At 42.1% G+C, this 21,068-nt stretch carries 16 protein-coding genes and 1 tRNA gene; 7 read left to right on the top strand and 10 right to left on the bottom strand.

Annotated elements, in window-relative coordinates; all coding sequences use genetic code 11:
* Positions 1-3: 3 nt before the first annotated feature.
* From AB8P51_RS05175 to ppk2 (AB8P51_RS05160), 4 genes are all read right to left on the bottom strand, one after another.
* Entirely contained in the window at positions 4-4,338 is a 4,335-nt protein-coding gene (locus AB8P51_RS05175; protein WP_369747718.1) for a CusA/CzcA family heavy metal efflux RND transporter, read from the bottom strand.
* Between the two features lie 114 nt (positions 4,339-4,452).
* A complete protein-coding gene (locus tag AB8P51_RS05170) occupies positions 4,453-4,851 on the bottom strand; it encodes a hypothetical protein (protein ID WP_369747717.1) in 399 nt (132 codons plus the stop codon).
* A 38-nt stretch (positions 4,852-4,889) separates the two neighbouring features.
* Positions 4,890-5,711 (bottom strand): polyphosphate kinase 2, encoded by an 822-nt coding sequence (gene ppk2 / locus AB8P51_RS05165; protein WP_369747716.1) that lies wholly within the window; start codon positions 5,709-5,711, stop codon positions 4,890-4,892.
* A gap of 3 nt (positions 5,712-5,714) precedes the next feature.
* A complete protein-coding gene (gene ppk2 / locus AB8P51_RS05160) occupies positions 5,715-6,560 on the bottom strand; it encodes a polyphosphate kinase 2 (RefSeq protein WP_369747715.1) in 846 nt (281 codons plus the stop codon).
* Between the two features lie 209 nt (positions 6,561-6,769).
* On the opposite strand from ppk2 (AB8P51_RS05160), the gene AB8P51_RS05155 reads away from it, so the two are divergent.
* The 3 genes from AB8P51_RS05155 to AB8P51_RS05145 all read left to right on the top strand — a co-directional run bounded on the left by AB8P51_RS05155 (position 6,770) and on the right by AB8P51_RS05145 (position 9,778).
* Positions 6,770-8,815 (top strand): prolyl oligopeptidase family serine peptidase, encoded by a 2,046-nt coding sequence (locus AB8P51_RS05155; protein ID WP_369747714.1) that lies wholly within the window; start codon positions 6,770-6,772, stop codon positions 8,813-8,815.
* Positions 8,816-9,250, top strand: a complete 435-nt coding sequence (locus AB8P51_RS05150; protein WP_369747713.1) for a hypothetical protein — start codon at positions 8,816-8,818, stop codon at positions 9,248-9,250.
* 117 nt (positions 9,251-9,367) lie between these two features.
* Positions 9,368-9,778: a DUF2141 domain-containing protein gene (locus AB8P51_RS05145; protein WP_369747712.1), complete on the top strand. Its 411-nt coding sequence runs from the start codon at positions 9,368-9,370 to the stop codon at positions 9,776-9,778.
* A gap of 3 nt (positions 9,779-9,781) precedes the next feature.
* Here the strand turns inward: AB8P51_RS05145 and AB8P51_RS05140 are convergent, their stop codons facing one another.
* On the bottom strand, positions 9,782-13,048 hold the full coding sequence (locus tag AB8P51_RS05140) for a PDZ domain-containing protein (RefSeq protein ID WP_369747711.1): 3,267 nt from the start codon (positions 13,046-13,048) through the stop codon (positions 9,782-9,784).
* Between the two features lie 119 nt (positions 13,049-13,167).
* Positions 13,168-13,566 carry a TonB-dependent receptor gene (locus AB8P51_RS05135; RefSeq protein WP_369747710.1) on the bottom strand — a complete coding sequence of 133 codons (399 nt, stop codon included), beginning with the start codon at positions 13,564-13,566 and terminating at the stop codon, positions 13,168-13,170.
* 110 nt (positions 13,567-13,676) lie between these two features.
* Here AB8P51_RS05135 and AB8P51_RS05130 point away from each other — a divergent pair, with 110 nt between their 5' ends.
* Positions 13,677-14,063, top strand: coding sequence for a DUF423 domain-containing protein (locus tag AB8P51_RS05130; RefSeq protein WP_369747709.1), 387 nt, complete (start codon positions 13,677-13,679; stop codon positions 14,061-14,063).
* A gap of 2 nt (positions 14,064-14,065) precedes the next feature.
* Here AB8P51_RS05130 and AB8P51_RS05125 read toward each other — a convergent pair whose 3' ends face one another.
* The 4 genes from AB8P51_RS05125 to AB8P51_RS05110 form a co-directional block, all read right to left on the bottom strand.
* Positions 14,066-14,209, bottom strand: coding sequence for a hypothetical protein (locus AB8P51_RS05125; RefSeq protein WP_369747708.1), 144 nt, complete (start codon positions 14,207-14,209; stop codon positions 14,066-14,068).
* Positions 14,210-14,212: 3 nt separating this feature from the next.
* Positions 14,213-16,435: a ferrous iron transport protein B gene (feoB, locus tag AB8P51_RS05120; RefSeq protein ID WP_369747707.1), complete on the bottom strand. Its 2,223-nt coding sequence runs from the start codon at positions 16,433-16,435 to the stop codon at positions 14,213-14,215.
* A gap of 6 nt (positions 16,436-16,441) precedes the next feature.
* Positions 16,442-16,678: a ferrous iron transport protein A gene (locus AB8P51_RS05115; protein WP_369747706.1), complete on the bottom strand. Its 237-nt coding sequence runs from the start codon at positions 16,676-16,678 to the stop codon at positions 16,442-16,444.
* Positions 16,679-16,758: 80 nt separating this feature from the next.
* Positions 16,759-17,433: an SCO family protein gene (locus AB8P51_RS05110; protein ID WP_369747705.1), complete on the bottom strand. Its 675-nt coding sequence runs from the start codon at positions 17,431-17,433 to the stop codon at positions 16,759-16,761.
* Between the two features lie 158 nt (positions 17,434-17,591).
* On the opposite strand from AB8P51_RS05110, the gene rseP reads away from it, so the two are divergent.
* The 3 genes from rseP (at position 17,592) to AB8P51_RS05095 (ending at position 20,821) form a co-directional block, all read left to right on the top strand.
* Positions 17,592-18,944, top strand: a complete 1,353-nt coding sequence (gene rseP / locus AB8P51_RS05105) for an RIP metalloprotease RseP (protein ID WP_369747704.1) — start codon at positions 17,592-17,594, stop codon at positions 18,942-18,944.
* A 72-nt stretch (positions 18,945-19,016) separates the two neighbouring features.
* A tRNA-Asn gene (locus AB8P51_RS05100) sits at positions 19,017-19,090 on the top strand.
* Positions 19,091-19,774: 684 nt separating this feature from the next.
* The gene (locus tag AB8P51_RS05095; protein WP_369747703.1) at positions 19,775-20,821 is read left to right on the top strand and encodes a CPBP family intramembrane glutamic endopeptidase; all 1,047 of its coding nucleotides are present in this window, start codon (positions 19,775-19,777) and stop codon (positions 20,819-20,821) included.
* Positions 20,822-21,068: the final 247 nt, after the last annotated feature.

Below are 21,068 nucleotides of genomic sequence, written 5' to 3'. Positions count from 1 at the left end.
GAATTATAGGGTTAAATAATTGATCTCGATGATGGTCTGATTATACTCATTTAGGCTATCGAGGTAGTTAAGCATTATTTCATAAGCATTTTCAATACTTTGTATGTATTGGAAAAAATCGATCTCTCCGCTCCTGAAGCTTTTCGAGGCGGTTTTCAAAATTTCTTCCGAAAGGGCCTTACCCTCCTCTTCGTAATACAATAAAGCTTTTTTGTTTTGATCAAAATTTCCCTGTAATACTTTTAACCGGGTACTCAGCTGAAGCTCGTATTCCCTGCTCTGTGCGGCGAAGGCCTCCTTTTCAATTGTTGAAGCTTTTATTTTTGATGCCTGTCCACCAAATAATACAGGTATTTTCAAACCGATGAGATACCCGGTGAGATTATCATCCAGGGTGGCGTTTGAACCCTGAAAATACGTCAGGCCTATATCCGGCAATAGCCTCTGCCGCTCCAATCGATTTTCTGCTTTTAAAAGCTGAGCTTTATCTCGGTAGAATGCCAGTTCCGGCAGTTCTTCCAGCCTGGGATTAGCAAGTATAATTTTCTTTTCGGGTTCTTCCAGGATTATTACACTGTCTTGAATTTGAAGTGTCTGTTGCAAACTTCTATAGGCTTGCCTCACGTCTTCTTCAGCCTTGTTCTTCCGGATGATGATCTGTCGTTGTTTGGCTGTTGCCGTCACCTTTTCCAGATAATTGGTTTCTCCTAATTCAAAACGTCGTTTAGCTGCGTAGTCAAAGTCCCTGTACAGGCTATCGAGTTGATCGTAAATAATTTCCTTTTGCCTTTTTACCTGATAGTCATAATAGGCCCTGGTAAGATTCCGGATGACCTCTTTTTTCCTGATTTCATAGGAATCCTGTTCCAGATTAAAGGCCCTGTTCTGAACTTTTCTTTGGGCTCCGTAAACTGTAGGAAATTGAAAATCCTGTTTGATTCCAAAGACGTCAATAGGGAAGCCATTTTCTGCAATATTGTTTTGATCGTAAGAATAATAGATCTCGGTTTTATCAAAACTAAAGGCAGTGCCCCTGAGTGCCTCAGACTTTTCAAGTTGCAGAAAGGAAGCCTGCAGACCTGCATTGTTTTCCAGGGCAAGCGGGATTAAACTTTCCAAATTCATGGGGCTCGACTGCCCATGACCGTTGAATGCCATCAAAACAAAAATTAACCCCAGGAATTTTGAAGCAGGTACTTTGCCTTTTTTCTTTCCCCTTGCTTCAACTCTGCTGTAAATTGAATACAAGACAGGGAGGACCACCAGGGTGAGCAGGGTAGCAGAAATAAGTCCGCCAATTACCACGGTAGCCAGAGGTCTTTGAACTTCAGCCCCCGCATTGGTAGAGATGGCCATAGGCAAGAATCCAAGAGCAGCGGCAGAAGCAGTAAGCAATACAGGACGAAGCCTGTCTTTTGTTCCTTGTTTTATTAGTGTTTCCATGTCCCTGAAATCTTGATTTTTTAATTCTTTAAAATGTTCGATCAGGACGATCCCATTAAGTACGGCAATACCGAAGAGGGCAATAAAACCGATTCCTGCTGAAATACTGAAAGGCATATCCCTGAGCCATAACAACAAGACGCCCCCTATGGCTGCCAGTGGAATCGCAGAATAGATTAGCAGGGCTTCTTTGAAAGATCTAAAAGTAAAGTAGAGCAGTATAAAAATTAAGATTAAAGCAATGGGAACTGCCACTAATAGTCGAGCCTTGGCACTTTGTAAATTCTCAAATTGCCCCCCATAACTTATGGTATACCCTACGGGCAGCGATATATTTGTTTCGATCAATTCCCGAACATCATCCACCACAGATTGCAGGTCGCGGTTTCTTACGTTGATCCCCACGACAATCCTGCGCTGACTATTGTCTCTTGAGATTTTGGCTGCTTCCTTTTGATAGGAAATATCGGCTACCTGGGAAAGGGGGATTTTTCCTCCATTGGGAAGATCCACATATAGATTCCGCAGGTCTTCAATCCCACTTCTTTGCTCCTGCCTGAGACGAACTACCAAATCAAATTTCTTTTCCCCTTCAAATACACTACCCACGATATTGCCTGAGAAACCGGTGGAGATCATTTTATTCAAATCGTCAATATTCAGGCCGAATCGGGCTATTTTCGAACGGTCGTAAGCAACATTCATTTGCGGGAGTCCGGCTATCTTTTCTACAGTGATATCGGCTGCGCCTTCAACGCCAGAGATAAGGGATTTAATCTCTTCTCCTTTTTTGCTGAGAACGTTGAGGTCTTCACCAAAAATTTTAATGGCAATATCTGCCCTTACCCCGGTGATCAATTCATTAAATCGCATTTCAATAGGCTGGGTAAATTCGATCTGCATTCCCGGGATGATTGACAAAGCTTCTTTAAACTTCTCCGCCAGTTCATCTTTGGTTTTTGCCACTTTCCAGGTACGGATAGGATGGAGGATGATGATCACATCACTTTCTTCCATTGACATGGGGTCGGTGGGTACCTCTGCTGCTCCTATTCGTGTTACTACTTGTTTCACTTCGGAAAATTGTTCGAGTAAAATCTTTTCTATGCGGGTGGTGATTTCTACAGTCTCGCTTAGGGAAGTCCCGGTTTTTAGGATGGGCTGAATCACAAAATCTCCTTCATCTAAAGTGGGCACAAATTCTGCACCCATTCTGGAAAAAAGAAAGACCGTCAATACCAGTAGTCCGCCTGCAATACCCAGAACCAGCTTTTTCTTATGAAGGGCCCAGTGGAGAACCGGGTTATAATAGGACTGCAAGCTATCCATGAGTCGGATAGAAATATTTTTTTTACTTGCCTTTGAGGGCTTTAAAAATAAAGAAGACACTATGGGGACATAAGTAAGACACAGGATAATGGCCCCAATGAGGGCGAAGCTAAAGGTGAGTGCCATCGGTTTAAACATCTTACCTTCCACGCCGCTTAGAGAAAGGATAGGGATAAAGACGATAAGAATGATCAATTGACCGAAAATAGCAGAATTCATCATCCTGCTTGCTCCATCGATCACGATGTCATCTTTTAAATGCTGTTGACCTTCCCTGGGTAAACTCTGGAATTGCGAATGTTTTTTAGTGATTTGAAAAGCGATGAATTCAACGATGATGACTGCGCCGTCGATGATGATTCCAAAATCGATGGCTCCAAGACTCATCAGATTGGCATCAACGCCAAACAGATACATCATGGATAATGCAAATAACAGACTGAGGGGAATGATAGATGCAACAACCAACCCGGACCTGAAATTTCCCAATAGCAGGACGACCACAAAAATTACGATCAGACATCCGAAGATCAGATTTTCAGTAACTGTTGCGGTGGTTCTGCTAATCAGTTCGCTACGGTCGAGAAAAGCGTTGATATAGACTCCTTCCGGGAGGGAGCCGGAAATACTGGCAACCCTCTCTTTAACCGCTTCTATCACCTTTTTGGAATTAGCGTTTTTCAGCATCATAACCTGTCCGAGAACTTTTTCTCCTTCTCCATTCCCAGTAATAGCCCCAAAACGCAACGCATTCCCGAATCCGACTTCAGCTATATCTTTGATTAGAATAGGGATTCCATCTTTGTTATCTACTACTACAGACTCGAGATCTTCAAGTGAACCTATCAGTCCTTCTCCCCTAATAAAGTACGCCTGGTTTTCTCTTTCGATATATCCTCCCCCGGTAACGCTGTTGTTTTTCTCTAAGGCTTCAAAAACATCAGCTGCAGAAATATCCATGGCATTCAACTTCCCCGTGTTGATGGCAATTTCATATTGTTTTAGTTTCCCACCCCAGGTATTTACTTCAACCACTCCCGGGATTCCGGAGAGCTGTCGTTTTACGATCCAGTCTTGTATAGTTCGCAAATCGGTAGGGGAGTAGCGGCCTTTAAAAGCAGGCTCAACCTCAAGGGTATATTGATAAATCTCACCTAATCCTGTAGAAATAGGTCCCATTTCGGGGCTTCCAAACCCTTTGGGAATTTTTTCCGAAGCTGATTTTATTTTTTCTGCAATCAATTGCCTGGGTAAGTAGGTCCCCATTGCATCTTCAAATACTATGGTCACCACAGATAAGCCAAATTTAGATATTGACCTGATCTCTATTACCCCGGGGAGGTTCACCATCTCAAGTTCTACAGGGTAGGTGATAAACTTTTCCATTTCCCGTGTAGACAAACTGGTGGAGGTTGTGATGACCTGTACCTGATTATTTGTGACGTCGGGGACAGCGCCTATCGGGATCTGTGTCAGGGAAAATAAACCGTATCCGATATTTAACAATACCAGGAGCAGGATAAGGTACTTGTTACGGATACTAAAATTAATTATAGAGGATAGCATGATTAGCTGATATATTGACAAACGCATTAAATGCCATTACGCATTTAATGATCTGATTTAAATTGATATAAGAATTAGATGGCCCTGTACGAAAGGTCGGGCAAAAAATAAAGATCAGATGTGTCTGGGTGGCTGGAATATCCCCGAAGTAAAACCAGAAGAATCGCTTTGCAGATAATAAAAATTCTCTGCTTTTTCCGTGCTTACCTCTATTTTTTCGTTATGAAGGAAGTTGGTAACAAGGACAAAGGCATTTACGAGATGATGTGTGCTTGAATGATTCTGAAAAGGCAGGTTTTCGTGTTCCTTTTGTTCCTCCTGATGGTTCTTTTCATGTTCCCCCTTCAGTTCTCCGTAGTGTTTTGAGATAAAGACCAAAAGCGAGTCGCCGTATTGTTCTTTATGGAAGCTGGCGTGCTCAAGGAATTCGTCTAATTGTGCCAGTTCTCCCAGGCTAATATTAAAGCTCTGGAATAATATCAGGAAAGCAGATATAATTGAAAAGAATTTCATGGCTACCACACTCTTCTCAAAGATACCAAAATTTCCCGTTAGTCTTCATCATCTTCATTTCCCTCTTTGGGAACTTTGTAAGGAATGGTGTCAATGATATATTCAAGGGCGTGTATTCTGGCTTCTGTTTTACGGTTGGCTTCAATGACAATCCATGGAGACTGTTTGAGGTCGGTATGCTCAAACATCTTTAATTTAAATTCGGTATAGGTATCCCATAATTCCTGTGCTTTCCGGTCAACAGGAGTCAGTTTCCATCGTTTTAACGGACTGGATTGGATTTCTTTAAAGCGCCTTGCCTGCTCTTCTTTGGTAATGGAAAAGTAAAATTTGATAAGGTGGATTCCCGAGTCCATGATCATGTGTTCAAAGCTGTTTACCTGATCCATAAAGCTGCGGTATTGCGACTTTGTACAAAATCCGTTGACAGGTTCAACAACGGCACGGTTGTACCAGCTCCTGTCGAAAAAGACCATTTCACCTGGTTTGGGGAGTTGATTTACATAGCGTTGGAAATACCATTGACCCTGTTCCTCAATTGTTGGCTTCGGAAGGGCAACTATCCTGAAATGACGGGGATTAATGTGTTCGGTGATTCTTCTGATAGCGCCACCTTTTCCGGCGGCATCACGGCCTTCGAAGATAACCACAACCTTCTTGTTTTTTTCAATTACCCAATTTTGTAGCTTGATGACCTCAGCCTGAAGTTCATGAAATTTTAATTCATTTTTAACCAGCCGAAGTGCTTTGTCAAAATTGGGTTTTTTATCTGCTAGTAATAATTGCAACCCCATAGGGCTATTGAGTAATTGCAGATCTTCCTCACTCAGATCAATCTTCCTTTCCGCTCCTTTCCTCATGGTTTAAATATCAATTTGTTCTATCTGCCTGAAGTAACGTTGTACTACGTTGGGATCGGGCAGAATTGTGGTTTGGGTTTTTTGAGCAGAAGAATAATCGAACTGGGATAAAACATATCGCATACTCTCAAGCCTTGCAGTTTTCTTACTATTGGCTTTTACAATGATCCAGGGACTGAAGGTAGAATGTGTTTTGGAAAACATATGCTCTTTGTAATAAGTATACTTGTCCCAAAGTTCCTGTCCTTTTTGATCTACCGGACTGAATTTCCATTTTTTCAGGGGATTAAGCAACCGTGATTCCATTCTCTTCTTCTGTTCTTTTTTGGATATGGAAAACCAGAATTTGATGATTTTTACCCCATCCTCATATAACATGTGCTCAAATCCCGGAACCTGAACCATAAATTGATTGTATTCCTGCTGATTGCAGAATCCCATAACAGGTTCCACAACCGCCCTGTTATACCAGCTCCTGTCAAAGAGTACGATTTCTCCAGGATTGGGAAGTTCCTTGATATATCTTCGAAAATACCATTGACCCCGCTCGACATCAGTCGGTTTTGATAGGGCGACAACACGCGTAGATCTGGGATTGAGATGTTGTTTAAATCTTTTGATTGCTCCGCCTTTCCCGGCCGCGTCCCGACCTTCAAAAATGATGGCAACTCTGATCCCCTCTTTCTTTACCCATTGCTGAAAATTCACCATTTCGATCTGCAACAATCGCAACTCTTCTTCATATGTCAGATTTCGAAGCGCTTTCTGGACTGGCATCCCTTTTTTCAGGGCAATTTCAATAAGGTCTTTCCTCTTCTTCGCCTCTGTCAGGTCTTCTATGGTATACATAAACTGGGTAGGAGATTAAAATTAATGGAATTATTAAAGGCTCAACGTCAAAATTGGACCTGCCTTCGACCCTAAAGATACTGTTTTTGAGTTTTTTTCAAAGGAAGAGTCGTGGATTCGTACTACTCGAAACCAGCCTTATATAGCCTAAACCTTCTTCTTGCTTTACTGGGACCTATTGATTATGTTTAACGGTCAATTCTACCCTTATGAAGAAATCTGCCTTTATTCTGTTTTTCATTTTGATTTGCCTGCATGTTACAACAGGCTATTCCCAGAAAAAACCTTTTGACTATCTCGATGTTTTCGATCTGCAGTATGTCTCCGATCCTCAGATTTCACCTGATGGAAACTGGATCGTATACAGGCGAATGGGATTTGATATTATGACCGATCGCGCGAAGGGGAACCTTTGGATGATCAGAAAAGATGGTAGTCGGCACCAGAAACTTACCACCAGAGAAGTGTCTGAATCCAGTCCGAGGTGGTCACCGAATGGAGACCGGATCGCTTTCGTAAGTAGTACTGATGAGGGATCCGAAATATATATGTATTGGGTAAGTACCGGTAAATTTGCCCGAATCTCCCAACTGCCTGCCAGCCCCTCTTCTCTTTGCTGGTCACCAAATGGCGATCAGCTCGCCTTTTCGATGAACATTCCAAAAAAACCTCCTGTGCTCGCTAAGATGCCGGAGAAGCCAAAAGGGGCCAAATGGGCAGAGTCGCCCAGAATCACAGACCGGGTTTATCACGAAGCAGACGGAAGGGGATACATTGAACCTGGATTTAATCACTTATTTGTAATTCCTGCAAGCGGCGGTTCTCCCAGACAATTGACGGAAGGAGATTATCAGCACCGAGGGACACTTTCCTGGTCTGCCGGAGGAGATGAACTCTTTTTCTCTGCAAACAGGAGTGAAAACTGGGAATACGATTTCAGAAACAGCGAAATCTATTCAGTAAATGTTCAGAATGGAAAGATCAGACAACTCACAACAAGGCAAGGTCCTGACAGAGGCCCTGCGATATCACCAGATGGAAACACCGTAGCCTTTTCAGGTTATGAGGACCAGGTACAGGCATACCAGGTAAGTAGGTTGCAACTAATGGACTTCAATGGGGAAAATAAAAGGAGTATTTCCCAAAACTTCGACAGGGATATTGACGACTACATATGGGATTCAAAAGGAAATGGACTTTACGTTATGTATGACGACAAAGGAAACACAAAAATTGGCCATATGTCGCCTAACGGGACACTTAAACAGCTGGTGGGAGATGTTGGTGGAACCTCTATTGGAAGACCGTATGGGGGTGGTTCTTTCAGTGTTTCCGGGAACGGCACCATTGCATTTACCCAGACCAGACCTGAATACCCTGCAGAATTAGCTGTTTATGATTCGAAGAAGGGAACAACTACAAAAATAACAGACCTCAATGGACCCTTATTCGATTTTAGAGAACTGGGCAAGGTGGAGGAAATCTGGTACAAATCATCTTTTGACCAGCGCGACCTGCAGGGATGTGTGGTTTACCCTCCCGCTTATGATCCTGGCAAAAAATATCCCTTCCTGGTTGAAAATCATGGTGGCCCGATTTCAAATTACGGCGACAGGTTCACTGCCGAAATCCAACTTTACGCTGCAGACGGATATATAGTCTTTTATCCAAATGCCAGGGGAAGTACCAGCTACGGAGAGGAATTTGGGAATCTGCTATACAACAATTACCCTGGGCAGGATTATGACGATGTTATGGACGGGGTAAATTATTGTATCGCTAAAGGAATTGCCCACGAGGATCAGTTATTTGTTACAGGAGGAAGTGCAGGTGGAATTATGACCGCCTGGATTATTGGTAAAAACAACAGATTTGAAGCAGCCGTTGTAGCCAAGCCGGTTATGAACTGGATCAGTAAGACCCTTGTTGCAGACAACTATTTTGGCTACGCAAATTCTCGCTATCCCGGGCAGCCCTGGGAAAATTTTGAAGGATACTGGAAGTTTTCTCCACTTTCACTTGTAGGTCAGGTTGAAACCCCTACTATGGTACTGGTAGGGATGGATGACTTGCGGACCCCTCCAAGTGAAGCCAAGCAATTGTACCACGCCCTGAAATTGAGAAAAATTGAGACGGTGTTGGTCGAAATTCCCGGAGCCAGTCATGGCATCGCAAACAAACCCAGCAATCTTATCACTAAGGTAGCACATACACTCGCCTGGCTCAATAAATTCCGAAACTCTGAGGAAGAATAAATGGCTATTCGGAAAAGACACTGGCTCTGGAACACGGTTATCGCTCTTACCATAGTGATATGTCTGGCTGCCTTTATCTTACATTCCAAAAACTGGATAAGGCAGGAAGAAGGCGGTTTTACCCTTATTTCCGGATTCTACTACTCTGAGATACGCTATGACAGTATCAAAAAAGTCAGTATGGTCTCCAGGATACCGGAGATGGAAAGAGAGAGCGGCTTTTCTGCCTGGGCCATAGAAAAAGGAATCTTTAGGGATACAATACAAGGCCTGGAAGGGATAAGAGTGTACGTAGATAACTTAAAGAATCCCAAGATCATGCTGCAACAGGGAGAATCACCCTTGATCTACTTTAATTTTAAAGACTCTCTTGAAACAGCATCTTTTTATGAGAATCTGCTCGAAGACCTTAAAAAAAAGGAACCGGAAAATTGAGAATAGATTCGGTACTTAGGATAAGTGTGTACTTTTTTGTTTTTGAATAAAAAAATTCTGGGTTTTAAAATACTTTTGCAGACCAGAATCAGTTTAGAATAGAGAAATTAAGAATCTATGGTAAAATTTTTGAGACTCGGATTTGTTCTGCTTCCCTTTCTGGGCATGGCGCAAAACGAACTAATCATAGACGTACAGGGGGTACAGTCTTCCGATGGAAATATAAATGTTGCCGTGTACAATCATGCGGATGGATTTCTCAAATTTGAAGGGGTTTACATCTCAGACAGCACTCGTGCTACTGCAGGTCATACTCAGATAAAAATCAACAATCTGCCGAGTGGGGAATATGCCCTGGCCGTTTTCCACGACGAAAATGGAAACAACATCCTCGATACGAACTGGTTGGGAATCCCCAAGGAACCAGTAGGTTTTTCTAACTCCCGGATGAAGACTTTTGGCCCTCCGAGCTTTAAAGAATGTTCCTTCCGGCTTTCCTCAAATCAGGAGGTCAAAATCAGTTTATAATTCCTAATTTTTGCTCTTCTCATATCCCGGAGGACGCATCCACCTCACCGGAGCTTCCGGCTCTGGCATCATTTTAAATTCCTGAGTTTTGAGCAGTCTCAATGCTTCTTCAATGCTTTTTTCCAGTTGTGGGTCATGTCCTTCCAACACCATTTTTGGATCCTGAATGACTTCAATATCCGGAGCAATTCCTTCACCTTCAACGGCCCATTCCCCGTTCGCATCATAGAATCCACCACGAGGGGCAACCATACGGCCGCCATCTATAAACCTAGGGGTATCCCATGTCCCTACCAGGCCTCCCCATGTCCTTGTACCGATAAGTGGTCCTAAATTCTTTACTTTAAACATATAGGGCAATAAATCTCCTCCTGAACCAGCCCTTTCATTAATGATCATCACCTTAGGCCCCCAAATTCCTGCAATGGGGGTTGTCCAGGGTCTGTTGTCATTGGTCTTACTATTGAAATAACCCACAAGCGTACGGTCCATAATATCGATCATATAGTCGGCTGCAGAGCCACCTCCGTTATTGCGTTCGTCAATGATCACGCCTTTCTTGTCTTGCTGGGCGAAATAGTAGCGGTTAAAATATTCAAACCCTCTTCCCCCCGTATTTGGTACGTAAACATAGGCCAATTTCCCTTCGGACAAGGCATCAACTTTTTTGCGATTACCTTCGATCCAATCCATGGTCCTTAACATATATTCGTTGCTGACAGGTTTTATCAGAATCTCTTTTGCATCTTTCAATTCGGTACCCGAAGCAACGCTCAGACTGGTTTCCCTTCCTGCCGTTTGTTCTAATAAACTATATGGATTTACATCTGATGTGAGGGGTTTGCCGTTTATGGCCAGAATATAATCCCCAACTTTTACATCAATACCGGGCAAGTGTAAGGGAGCATTCAGTCCGGGATTCCACAACTCTCCGGAATATATCTTGGAGATACGATAGTGCCCTCCAGAAATTTCCAGATCGCACCCTAATAAACCGACGGGGACATCGTCTATATCAGGGAGGTCCCCTCCTGAAACATAAGAGTGGCCAATGGCGACTTCCCCGCTCATGATATCAACCACATAGTTAAGATCGGTACGGTGACGTACATTATTTATCCAGGGGGAATACCATTCGTAGATGAGGTCCCAGGGAGCACCGTGCACATTGTCCACGTAGAGGAAATCACGCATAAAACGCCAGCCTTCCCTGAAGATCTGATGATATTCTGCCCTGGGATCAACCTGCACTTTGATGTTCGTATCCAACCTGCCCTCACTGCTGTTGAAAGTTCCCTTGGATTCCGAAATATACCAGGAGCCATTTTGTTTCACCAATACGCTCTTCCTGTCTGAGGACGAGACGAGGTCTGATATATTGGTCCCAAAATCCTCCGCCTTCATTTCCTTTACATCGTATGTATGAATTTTTAGATTGGGTTGATTAGCTACGTTTTCGGCAATGAATACCCTATGTTCAGGGCCTTTAACAAGGGATACATAGTTTCGATCCTCCAATTTGAGTGGGATGATTCGGGAGTAGATCCCCTCGGCATCTATCCTTACATTGACCTTCTTTTCCGCATCTTCCTCCTTCCCCTTCTTTTTGTCGCTGTCCTTCTTCGCAGGTGTAGAGGAAGTACTCACTTCTTCTTCATCAGATGTGGGAAGATTTGGAGCCTTGCCGTCTGATGCAAGGACCAGAGCGTACAGACTTCGCGTCACTTGCGGATCGTATGAACTCATGTCTAACCAACCTGATTGCAGGCCGTAATTGGTGCTTGCCAGAAAATAGAGGTATTCCCCTCCTTCATCCCACACCGGACTTATCGCATCTGCCATGCCGTCGGTGAGCTGTATTTCATTTTTCTCCTGTACATCATAGGCAAAAATCGCCTTAAAATGGCTATTCAATTGCTTGGAATAGGCTATCCAGCGACTATCCGGAGACCATAAAGGATTCATGGTCCGGTTCGGGTGGGCGTATCGGTCTGTAGCTACTTTCTGGACATTGCCCGAATTCAGGGATATGACCCAAACATTGTAATCCGTATCAGAATAGGCGATATAATTCCCGTCAGGTGACCAGTCGGGTTCAAAGTAGAAGGTAGGATTAGGCAGGGGGTAGCTCCTTGCATTACTTCCCTCCTGATCTGCCACCATCAATTGATATTCCCCGCTCTCATCTGAGAACCAGGCGATCTTATCCCCTTTGGGAGACCAAACCGGATAACGGTCGGCCACTCCGGGAGAATTTGTGAGATTTCGGTAGGTGCCCTTCTCCTTTGGAACACTGATGATCTCACCGCGGTATTCGAAAAGAGCCCTTTTCCCTCTAGGAGACAGGTTGGCGTGACTGAGATCATTCCCTTTGACTTCCTCCCATCTGGGGCGGGCAAAGTTCATATCTCCTTTAACCTCGATAATCAATTGTTGGGTTGAATTGTCAGAAGGATTCAGCAAATGAAGATATCCTCCCTGCTCATAGACGATTCGGCCTGGTCCGGCATCCAGGCTTTTTACGTCAAATTTTTTGTGGAAAGTATGCTGTTTTTCATCCCCGGTCAAAGGGTCATAAGACCAGATATTGCTGGCCAGATCGCGTTCCGAAAGGTAGAAAACCTTGTTTTGAAACCAAACAGGATCCAGGTGACGTTCCTTTGTGGGCTGAGGTGTCCTCTGGAGCTCTCCGGTAGCCAGTTCCACTATCCAGACAGGCATGGCCTGCCCACCACGGTAATTCCTCCATTCAGGATCCCAGAAAGTGATAGGTGTATAGGCAGCATATTTGCCATCCGGGGAAATTTCCCCGTAGGCCGCCCTCGGGATATTAATAGCTGTTGGAAATCCACCATCAGGAGATACCTTGTATAGTTTGTTGGTTTGGGTGGGCCTGGCCTCTCTGGCCGATCGGAATAAGACCTCGCCATCGGGGGTCCAGCCCTGAACAACATCCGCTCCCGGATGCCAGGTAAGCCTTTTTGGTTCCCCTCCGGAAACGGGAATGATATAGACATCGCTATTGCCATCGTATTCTGCAGTGAAAGCGATCCAGGAACCATCATTGGAAAAATGTGGTGAGAATTCATATCCCTCATTGCTGGTCAGCCGTTGGGCATTTCCCCCATTGGCAGAAACTTTCCACAGATCGTTCGCGTACACAAAAACAATATCCGATCCTGATAGTGTGGGTTGCCTCAGGAGTTGTGTTCCCTGAGCTGAGATTGTTGTAGAAATGAGAAAGAAAAGTAACAGATTTAGCGTTTTCATTGGATATGATTTATCCTATGAAAGTAGAGAAAAAAGACGAGCTAATCAATCCCAATTGATCATCATCAAATAGGAATAATGCTCAATAAATGCGTAGAATAATAATATGATTTTAGGATCTATTTCGTAGTGATCCTGATAACCCCATTAGCTCCTCTTGCGCCATATTCAGAAGCATCGGCACCGTATAGGGCTTCTATTTCTGCAACGTTGACGTTGTCGACAATTTGATCAATGCTCTTAAAAGAAGTGCCCACAATATATCCGTTAAGGACATAAAGAGGTTCCTGAGAACCTTCCAGAAGCATAGAGTTGTTGGCTTTATTAAAGAATGGTATGCCCCCTTTTACAACAACCCCGGGTAAACGTCTAATTTGGTTTAGTAAAGATATTGTAACCCTGTTTTTATCGTCTAATGATTTCTCCAGAGGAATACCAGAATCCCCGGTATTCTTGGCGGGTCCGCAAGCAGTGAAGGCAAACAGGCACAAACAGAATAATAAGATAAATTGTTTCATAAAATCAGCGTAATTCAGTGCCATGAAGATATGGCATTCCTGTGAGCTGACCTATTTTTTTGTCAAATGTCATCAGAAACGAATGATTATATTTGGTCAAAACAATACATATGATATTACTGGTACAGGTAACAGGTGCCTTGCTTGGATTCTTGGCCGTTTTGTTCGGAGCTTTCGGGGCCCATGTTCTGAAAAAATCCCTTTCGGAAGAATTATTGAAGAGCTTCGAAACCGGAGTGAAATACCAGATGTACCACGCTATTATACTTGTAGTGCTGGGATTTAATCTCGGATTCACAACGCCTTTGGAAACCTATATGGCCTATTGCTTTATCTTTGGAACCCTCCTTTTCTCTTTTAGTATTTACGGACTTTGTCTATCAGGTGCAAAGGGGAGAAAATGGAAATTTTTGGGTCCTGTTACCCCTCTTGGAGGCTTGCTTTTACTGGCCGGATGGGCAATGCTTTTCTATTCTTTTATCGCGCACATCGTGTAAGGTCAGTGACAACCACAATCATCCTCTCCGCACGGAGAAGAGGACTTCTTTCCAGACCACAGCTTTTTTGGCAACAGGAATTTGTTCACCAGATAAGCCAGGGCGATAAAAAGTACCAGGTAAACCAGAACCGATTGAATACTCATATTTTACTTCAATATTTGATAAGCCAGTAACGCTACAAGATACGCAAAAACGCTCATAAAAACGAGCTGTGCCAGGGGCCATTTCCAGCTATTGGTCTCCCGTTGTACAATCGCCAGTGTGCTCATGCATTGCATGGCAAAGGCGTAAAATAAAAGAAGAGAAATACCAGAAGCGAGGTTGAACAAAGGTTGGTCTGTCTCAGAATTTACTTCTGCTGCCATTCTGTTTTTGATGGTTTCTTCTTCGTCATTTCCAACGCTGTAAATGGTTGCAAGTGTTCCTACAAACACTTCTCTTGCTGCAAAAGAAGTAAGTACAGCAATGCCGATCTTCCAGTCGTATCCCAAAGGTCTTACAATGGGTTCTATGGCTTTACCAATATTACCGATGTACGAATTCTCGAGTTTAAAACTGGCTATTTCCTGCTTAACCGCTCGTTCTTCAAGTACTTTTTGCCGGGCTATGAGGGAATCCTGAATTTGAGTGGGACTTATTGCGGGTAGGGAATCCAGAGAAGCTTTATAAGCCTTTATCTTCTGTTGCATAGCGGCTTTATTATAGGGTGTATAACCCTCTTCAGAGATCCGTTTTTGCACCAGAGTGTCAGCCTCAGAAAAACGATCTGAAATTCCATTAGACCCCAGAAACCAGAGTACAATGGAGATGGCTAGAATGATTTTCCCGGCACCGTAAACAAAACTCTTTGTCTTTTCAATCACCGTTATCGCCACGTTTTTTAGCAACGGCAATTTATAGTTGGGCATTTCGATTACAAAGAAAGTCCGACCTTTTATCTTCAGTACTTTATGCAGAATCATGGCAGAAAATATCGCAGCCATAAATCCAAGGGCGTATAAAAGCATGAGGGTGAGGGCCTGATAACTGAGGCCAATAAATCTGCCTTCAGGGATTACAAGGGCGATTATGATAAGGTAAACCGGAAGTCGGGCTGAACAAGTAGTAAAAGGTGTGACCAGTATAGTAATCAGGCGTTCCTTCCAATTCTCGATATTTCGTGTGGCCATAACAGCCGGTATTGCACAAGCAGTACCTGAAATAAGGGGAACCACACTTTTTCCGCTGAGTCCGAAGGGCCTCATTACCCTGTCCATTAGAAAAACCACCCTGCTCATATAACCCGATTCCTCCAGGAGAGCTATAAACAGGAATAAAAATGCGATCTGAGGGATAAAAATCACGATTCCCCCAATCCCGGCCAGGATACCTTCCGCAAGCAAATCGGTAAAGACCCCAGGGGGTAGTGTATCCTTAATCCACTCACTTCCTGCAGCAAATTGCTCATCAATAAAATCCATAGGATAGCTACTCCAGTCGTAAATGGCCTGGAAGATGGTAAGAAGGATCAGAAAGAAGATCAGATAGCCGTAAACCTTATGTGTAAGAATCTTATCTAATGTTGCCCTGAATCCCTTGGCCGCCTTCAGGTCAACCTTATAGGCTTCTTTTAAAATCCCATTGATAAACTGGTACCTCAGGATAGTTTCTTTTTGCTGAAGTCGCTTTAGCTCGGATTTTGATTTTGTGCTGAAGTTACTTCGATCCTGAATGCGTTTTTTTTCAATCGGCATAAAGTTGACATCCTGGGTGATCACCAGCCAAAGTTTATAGAGATCCTCGTTGGGGAAGGTCTTTTTTAATCGGTCAAAATACTCCGGGGCAATTACGGTGGTATCAACATTAGGTTTGCTCGATAAGTTTTTATAATCGGCAATCAATTCCTTGATCTTATCGATCCCGGTATTTTTTCGCATACTTACCAGGGCAATTTTTGTATCCAGTTTCTTTTCCAGTAAAGAAACGTCGAGAGATATACCTTTTCTCGACATTCTGTCTGCCATATTGATCACTAGGATAGTAGGTATTCTCAGGTCCTTGATCTGTGTAAAGAGGAGCAGGTTTCGTTTGAGGTTTTCCACATCGCTGATCACAACAGCTACATCAGGGAAGTCTTTGTCATTACGGTTCAGCAGTAATTCAACAACTACACTTTCATCCAGGGAAGTCGTATTAAGACTGTAGGTACCCGGGAGATCTAATATGTGGGCTTTTACTCCCCTGGGTAGTTTGCAAACCCCTTCTTTTTTTTCTACTGTGATCCCCGGATAATTTCCAACCTTTTGCTTCAGCCCGGTAAGCTGATTAAACACGGAGGTTTTCCCTGTGTTTGGATTTCCAATAAGTGCAACGTTGATACTCTTGCTCATGAGGGATTATGCGTCTTCAATAATGTCGAGGGATATCAGGCGGGCGGTAGACCTCCTGATGGCAATATGTGAACCATTGACGTTGATATAGATAGGGTCTTTAAATGGGGCGATCTGAACCATTTCAATCTCATTGCCCGGAAGGCAGCCCAGTTCAAGGAGTTTTATAGGAAGGACATCATCGGCAAATTCCTTGATAATTCCACGTTGTCCCCTTTTTAAATCTACAACGGTATGGTCCAATTTTTATTTAGATTGATTTTAAGTAAGCACAAAAATAGTGGAAAAAAATAGAATAAGGAGGGTGAATTAACGGAACTTTTTTATTCTGCGTAAGATGCTTTCAGGATGTTTAGATCGTTAAGCAATTTTTCTATTTCCTCAGGGTTTGTGCCATCATAAGTTCCCCGGATTCTTTTTTCCTTGTCTACCAGGATGAAATTTTCTGTATGTATCATGTCATAGGGCCCTCCGTCTCCATCAGACTTTACAGCCAGATACGACTTCCTCGCGAGGTTGTAGATTTGTTTTTTATCTCCGGTAACCAGGTTCCATTTTTTGTCAATGACCCCTTTTTCCAGGGCGTATTTTTTAAGTTGGGGTACGGAATCGATTACAGGTGTTACCGAATGACTTAAAAGCAGCACCTCATCATCTTCGAGAATCTCATTTTGGATGGTAACCATATTTTCTGTCATAATTGGGCATATGGTTGGGCAGGTAGTGAAAAAGAAATCTGCCACATAGATTTTGTCCCTGTAGTTTTCCTGAGTGATGGTGTCTCCATTCTGATTGACCAGGGAAAAGTCGGCAATAGTATGGTATTTCCTGACAAATTGAACCGAGTCGTCTACCAGTTCGGGGTTAAAATCAGCAGGCTGGTACACCGGCAGCGTTTTCTGTGGCTGAAGGGCGTTGTAAAAAAGATAGACTATAACCGCAGAAATGCCTAATAAAACAATGCCCAGAAATCTGAATTTTTTAAAGAACTGCCGCATTATAGTTTTTTACAAAGGTACTGCAGCGAAAACTGCCAATCAATTATCATGAACTCCTGCGCTGCTAAAACTTTCTTAAAAATTTCCGGGCTGTTGGAGTTTCTTTTTTTTAGACCCCCTAAAAGCGTACTTTTGTGCACCAAAATAAGATTTCTTCAATGAATCCGATCGTTATACAGACTATTCAATTCTTTATGAGCCTTTCCCTGCTGATTGTTCTGCATGAGTTGGGACACTTTATTCCTGCGAAGCTCTTTAAGACCAGGGTGGAGAAATTTTACCTCTTTTTTGATATAAAATATTCTCTCTTCAAAAAGAAAATCGGGGAAACCGTTTACGGGATCGGATGGTTACCGCTGGGCGGATATGTAAAAATCGCCGGGATGATCGATGAGAGCATGGACAAGGAGCAGATGCAGGAGCCTCCCAAACCCTGGGAGTTCAGGAGTAAGCCATCCTGGCAGCGACTCATCATAATGTTAGGTGGGGTAACTGTAAATTTTATCCTAGCTGTTATTATCTACATTGGAATGGCATATGCCTATGGGGATCAGTATATACCCATGGATAGCCTTAGGGATGGGGTATGGGTAACCGAAGAAAACATCGGGGATAAGCTAGGCATACAGACAGGGGATAAAATTTTAGAGGTTGATGGAAATAAAGTTGAAAATTTCAACAGTCTTTTTTTAGAAATCGTCAATGGAAATTCTATGACCATAGAGAGGGATGGGCAGATCATTGATATGGAAATCCCTGTCGATTTTATTGCCACTTTGTTAGAAGATGAGGATAAGGTTCAATTTTTAAGCCCGAGGCGCCCTTTCGTTATAGGAGCGATTCCTGAGGTTTCCGCCAATAAGGATTCAGGCCTGGAGGTAAACGACTTGATCTTAGCTGTAGGAAATGACGAGGTGACCTATTTCGATGAGGCAAAATCAATTTTAGAAAAGTATACAGGGCAGGAAACAGTGCTTACCGTTGAAAGGGATGGACGCAGGGAACAAATACCTGTTGTCATTAGTGATACCGCTACCATTGGGGTTAATTTGGGTGGCCTGACTTATGACGAAATGGAAAAAAGAGGGTATTTAAGGCTGGAAACAAAGAAATATTCTTTTGCCGAATCGATTCCGGCGGGCATTGATAAAGGAGTTACAACCTTAACGGGATATGTAAAACAGCTTAAAAAGATCTTCAATCCCGAAACCGGGGCTTATAAAGGAGTGGGGGGCTTTGCAGCCATCGGGAGCATGTTCCCCGATACCTGGAACTGGCCGGCGTTCTGGAACACAACGGCATTGATCTCTATCATTCTAGCGTTTATGAATATCCTTCCGATTCCTGCATTGGATGGCGGACATGTAATGTTCTTACTCTACGAGATGATCTCCGGAAGGAAGCCAAGTGATAAATTTATGGAATATGCCCAGATGACCGGATTTTTCCTTCTTATTGCCCTCTTATTGTTTGCCAATGGGAATGACATCTACAAGGCAATATTCAAATAAAAATATTAGGGTCTACTATTGGGGGATTTGAAAGAAACTGCTATCTTTGGCCCCTCTAAAAAGAGATTTTATTCCTCCTTAGCTCAGTTGGTTAGAGCATCTGACTGTTAATCAGAGGGTCCTTGGTTCGAGCCCAAGAGGGGGAGCCCAGTAAACATAAAGCTTCAGCGAGTCTCAGACTTCTGAAGCTTTTTTCATTTGCAAACAATTTGCAAACACCTCAAACTTTAACATTTATTGAGACATTTGGCAATAAAATCAATGGATAGCGAGCGAAATAGTATTTCGCGCTGCAAGCGTCCCAAAAACTTACAGAAACTAATACTATGCAATGCTTATGTGTAAAAAGCGTTCATTTTTAATAATTACTAATTTTTCACGGAATATTTTCCCTGTTTATAAGGTCTCCCGGAGTTTTTCAAGGAAAATTTACTAAAAATCTAAATTGTCGAATATTTTAATTATTTGATATTCAAATAATTAAATAATAATAACATCGCGAAGCGTGTTATCCTCTTGCTTTTCAATTTAGTCTTCTTCGCATCCTAAACATGAAAACAAGTAATCAGGTATTTAACAAATAGTAGAATGCGCCCTATCCGATTATTTCTTAACGCTTATCTGCCGGAACACTAAAATAATCGGACAGGATCCATGCGCAAAGTCATGGGTAAGATTTGGGGATTTCATCGGGACGATCAATTCCTAGAAGAAAATTCCTTCAAGGATATTGATGATTTGTTATCTTAGCTATAAGTGATATATAGTGCATAATGTGCTATATTCAATTGTTAGCTGCAAGCTGAAAATAACCAACTAAAATATTTTATTTGAAAGAACTATTCAAGTTTAAGCCAATAATAAGTTTTATTCTTCTCACATTTATTATAACTTTTTCTTTCTGGTTTTTACCAGTTATGATAGCGATACCAAAGGACTTAGAATTTGCTTTTATTCTCATTGGTAGTTGTGGACCTCTAATTGCCGCTTATGTTATCACCGTTATAAATTCAGATGAAAAATTCACAATAAAATCTAAGCCTATTTTTTTGGCTGTATTCATAGCTGCTACCATATTGTTGTTTTTACGAATTTATTTTGCCGGCAAAGGCTTGAGTGACCTTAATGGAGAAGTTAATGGAAAAATACCAACTCTAAATGAAATTAGTGTTTTGGGCTATTTAATGCTTACAATACCACTTTTAATTTTAAGTATTAATGCCAGTAATGCAACAAATAAAAAACTAAACGAAAACTACCTAACTTCATTTATCTATAACAACAGTAAATTGAAGTGGTATCTAATTGGAATTTTTACATTTATTACATTAAGTCTTTTAAGTTATTTTATTGGCAGTTTCGTTGGTATTAATGTTACTGACTTCATTATTAATCCTAAACTTATTTGGTTCATTGGATTTTTTAGCGCGATTTTACTTTATGGAGGAAGTGAAGAGTTTGGTTGGCGAGGATTTTTACAAAAAGAATTACAGAAAAAACACAATCCACTAATCACCTCTACTATAATCATAGTTTTATGGAGGTTTTGGCATTTACCACTGCATTACAATGGATACCACTCAAATGGAGGATTTGTGGACGTACTTCCTGGTTTTATTTGGACTATACCATTAACATTTATAGCCACTTGGCTGTATAACAAATCCTCTTATTCTATTCTTGCTGTGATTTTGTTGCATGCTATGTTCAACAATGTTGATAAAGCATTCGGTAGTTCTAAAATGATTTTTGTAGTTAGTATTTGGTTGTTTGCTGTTTTCTGCATAATTAATGACAAAATGTGGAAGAAAAAGCCTTACCACTTGATTTATGAAAAGAATAAAAATGGAAAAAAGCCAGCAGCTAACAATGTATAAAAAAAATAGGGCAAACAGTGCTTAAACAAAGGCTTGGGCGTATTTACGAAGTCGCCAAATCTTTTGATTTGGCTTTTAGAAAAATAAGGTAAAAACAAAATGCAAAAGATTTGGCTTGTGCTTAAACGGAAAAGTCATCGCTTACCACCAGCCCTACTTTTCTTATACTAACCGTTGTAACACATAAAAAATTACTTTATCAAATGCATAAACACTTAGTTCTTGGTTATGTCTTATTTCTTTCAAT

Origin of the sequence: Muriicola sp. SD30, from assembly GCF_041205185.1 — a bacterium.
Lineage (GTDB): Bacteria > Bacteroidota > Bacteroidia > Flavobacteriales > Flavobacteriaceae > Muriicola.
The sequence above is the reverse complement of the archived record's forward strand: the minus strand, read 5'-3'. Positions and strand labels throughout refer to the sequence as shown.

What these genes read in the sequence shown, in the direction of transcription:
- AB8P51_RS05175 (WP_369747718.1), bottom strand. Translation starts at nt 4,338, where the DNA reads ATGCTATCCTCTATAATTAATTTTAGTATCCGTAACAAGTACCTTATC.
- AB8P51_RS05170 (WP_369747717.1), bottom strand. Translation starts at nt 4,851, where the DNA reads ATGAAATTCTTTTCAATTATATCTGCTTTCCTGATATTATTCCAGAGC.
- ppk2 (WP_369747716.1), bottom strand. Translation starts at nt 5,711, where the DNA reads ATGAGGAAAGGAGCGGAAAGGAAGATTGATCTGAGTGAGGAAGATCTG.
- ppk2 (WP_369747715.1), bottom strand. Translation starts at nt 6,560, where the DNA reads ATGTATACCATAGAAGACCTGACAGAGGCGAAGAAGAGGAAAGACCTT.
- AB8P51_RS05155 (WP_369747714.1), top strand. Translation starts at nt 6,770, where the DNA reads ATGAAGAAATCTGCCTTTATTCTGTTTTTCATTTTGATTTGCCTGCAT.
- AB8P51_RS05150 (WP_369747713.1), top strand. Translation starts at nt 8,816, where the DNA reads ATGGCTATTCGGAAAAGACACTGGCTCTGGAACACGGTTATCGCTCTT.
- AB8P51_RS05145 (WP_369747712.1), top strand. Translation starts at nt 9,368, where the DNA reads ATGGTAAAATTTTTGAGACTCGGATTTGTTCTGCTTCCCTTTCTGGGC.
- AB8P51_RS05140 (WP_369747711.1), bottom strand. Translation starts at nt 13,048, where the DNA reads ATGAAAACGCTAAATCTGTTACTTTTCTTTCTCATTTCTACAACAATC.
- AB8P51_RS05135 (WP_369747710.1), bottom strand. Translation starts at nt 13,566, where the DNA reads ATGAAACAATTTATCTTATTATTCTGTTTGTGCCTGTTTGCCTTCACT.
- AB8P51_RS05130 (WP_369747709.1), top strand. Translation starts at nt 13,677, where the DNA reads ATGATATTACTGGTACAGGTAACAGGTGCCTTGCTTGGATTCTTGGCC.
- AB8P51_RS05125 (WP_369747708.1), bottom strand. Translation starts at nt 14,209, where the DNA reads ATGAGTATTCAATCGGTTCTGGTTTACCTGGTACTTTTTATCGCCCTG.
- feoB (WP_369747707.1), bottom strand. Translation starts at nt 16,435, where the DNA reads ATGAGCAAGAGTATCAACGTTGCACTTATTGGAAATCCAAACACAGGG.
- AB8P51_RS05110 (WP_369747705.1), bottom strand. Translation starts at nt 17,433, where the DNA reads ATGCGGCAGTTCTTTAAAAAATTCAGATTTCTGGGCATTGTTTTATTA.
- rseP (WP_369747704.1), top strand. Translation starts at nt 17,592, where the DNA reads ATGAATCCGATCGTTATACAGACTATTCAATTCTTTATGAGCCTTTCC.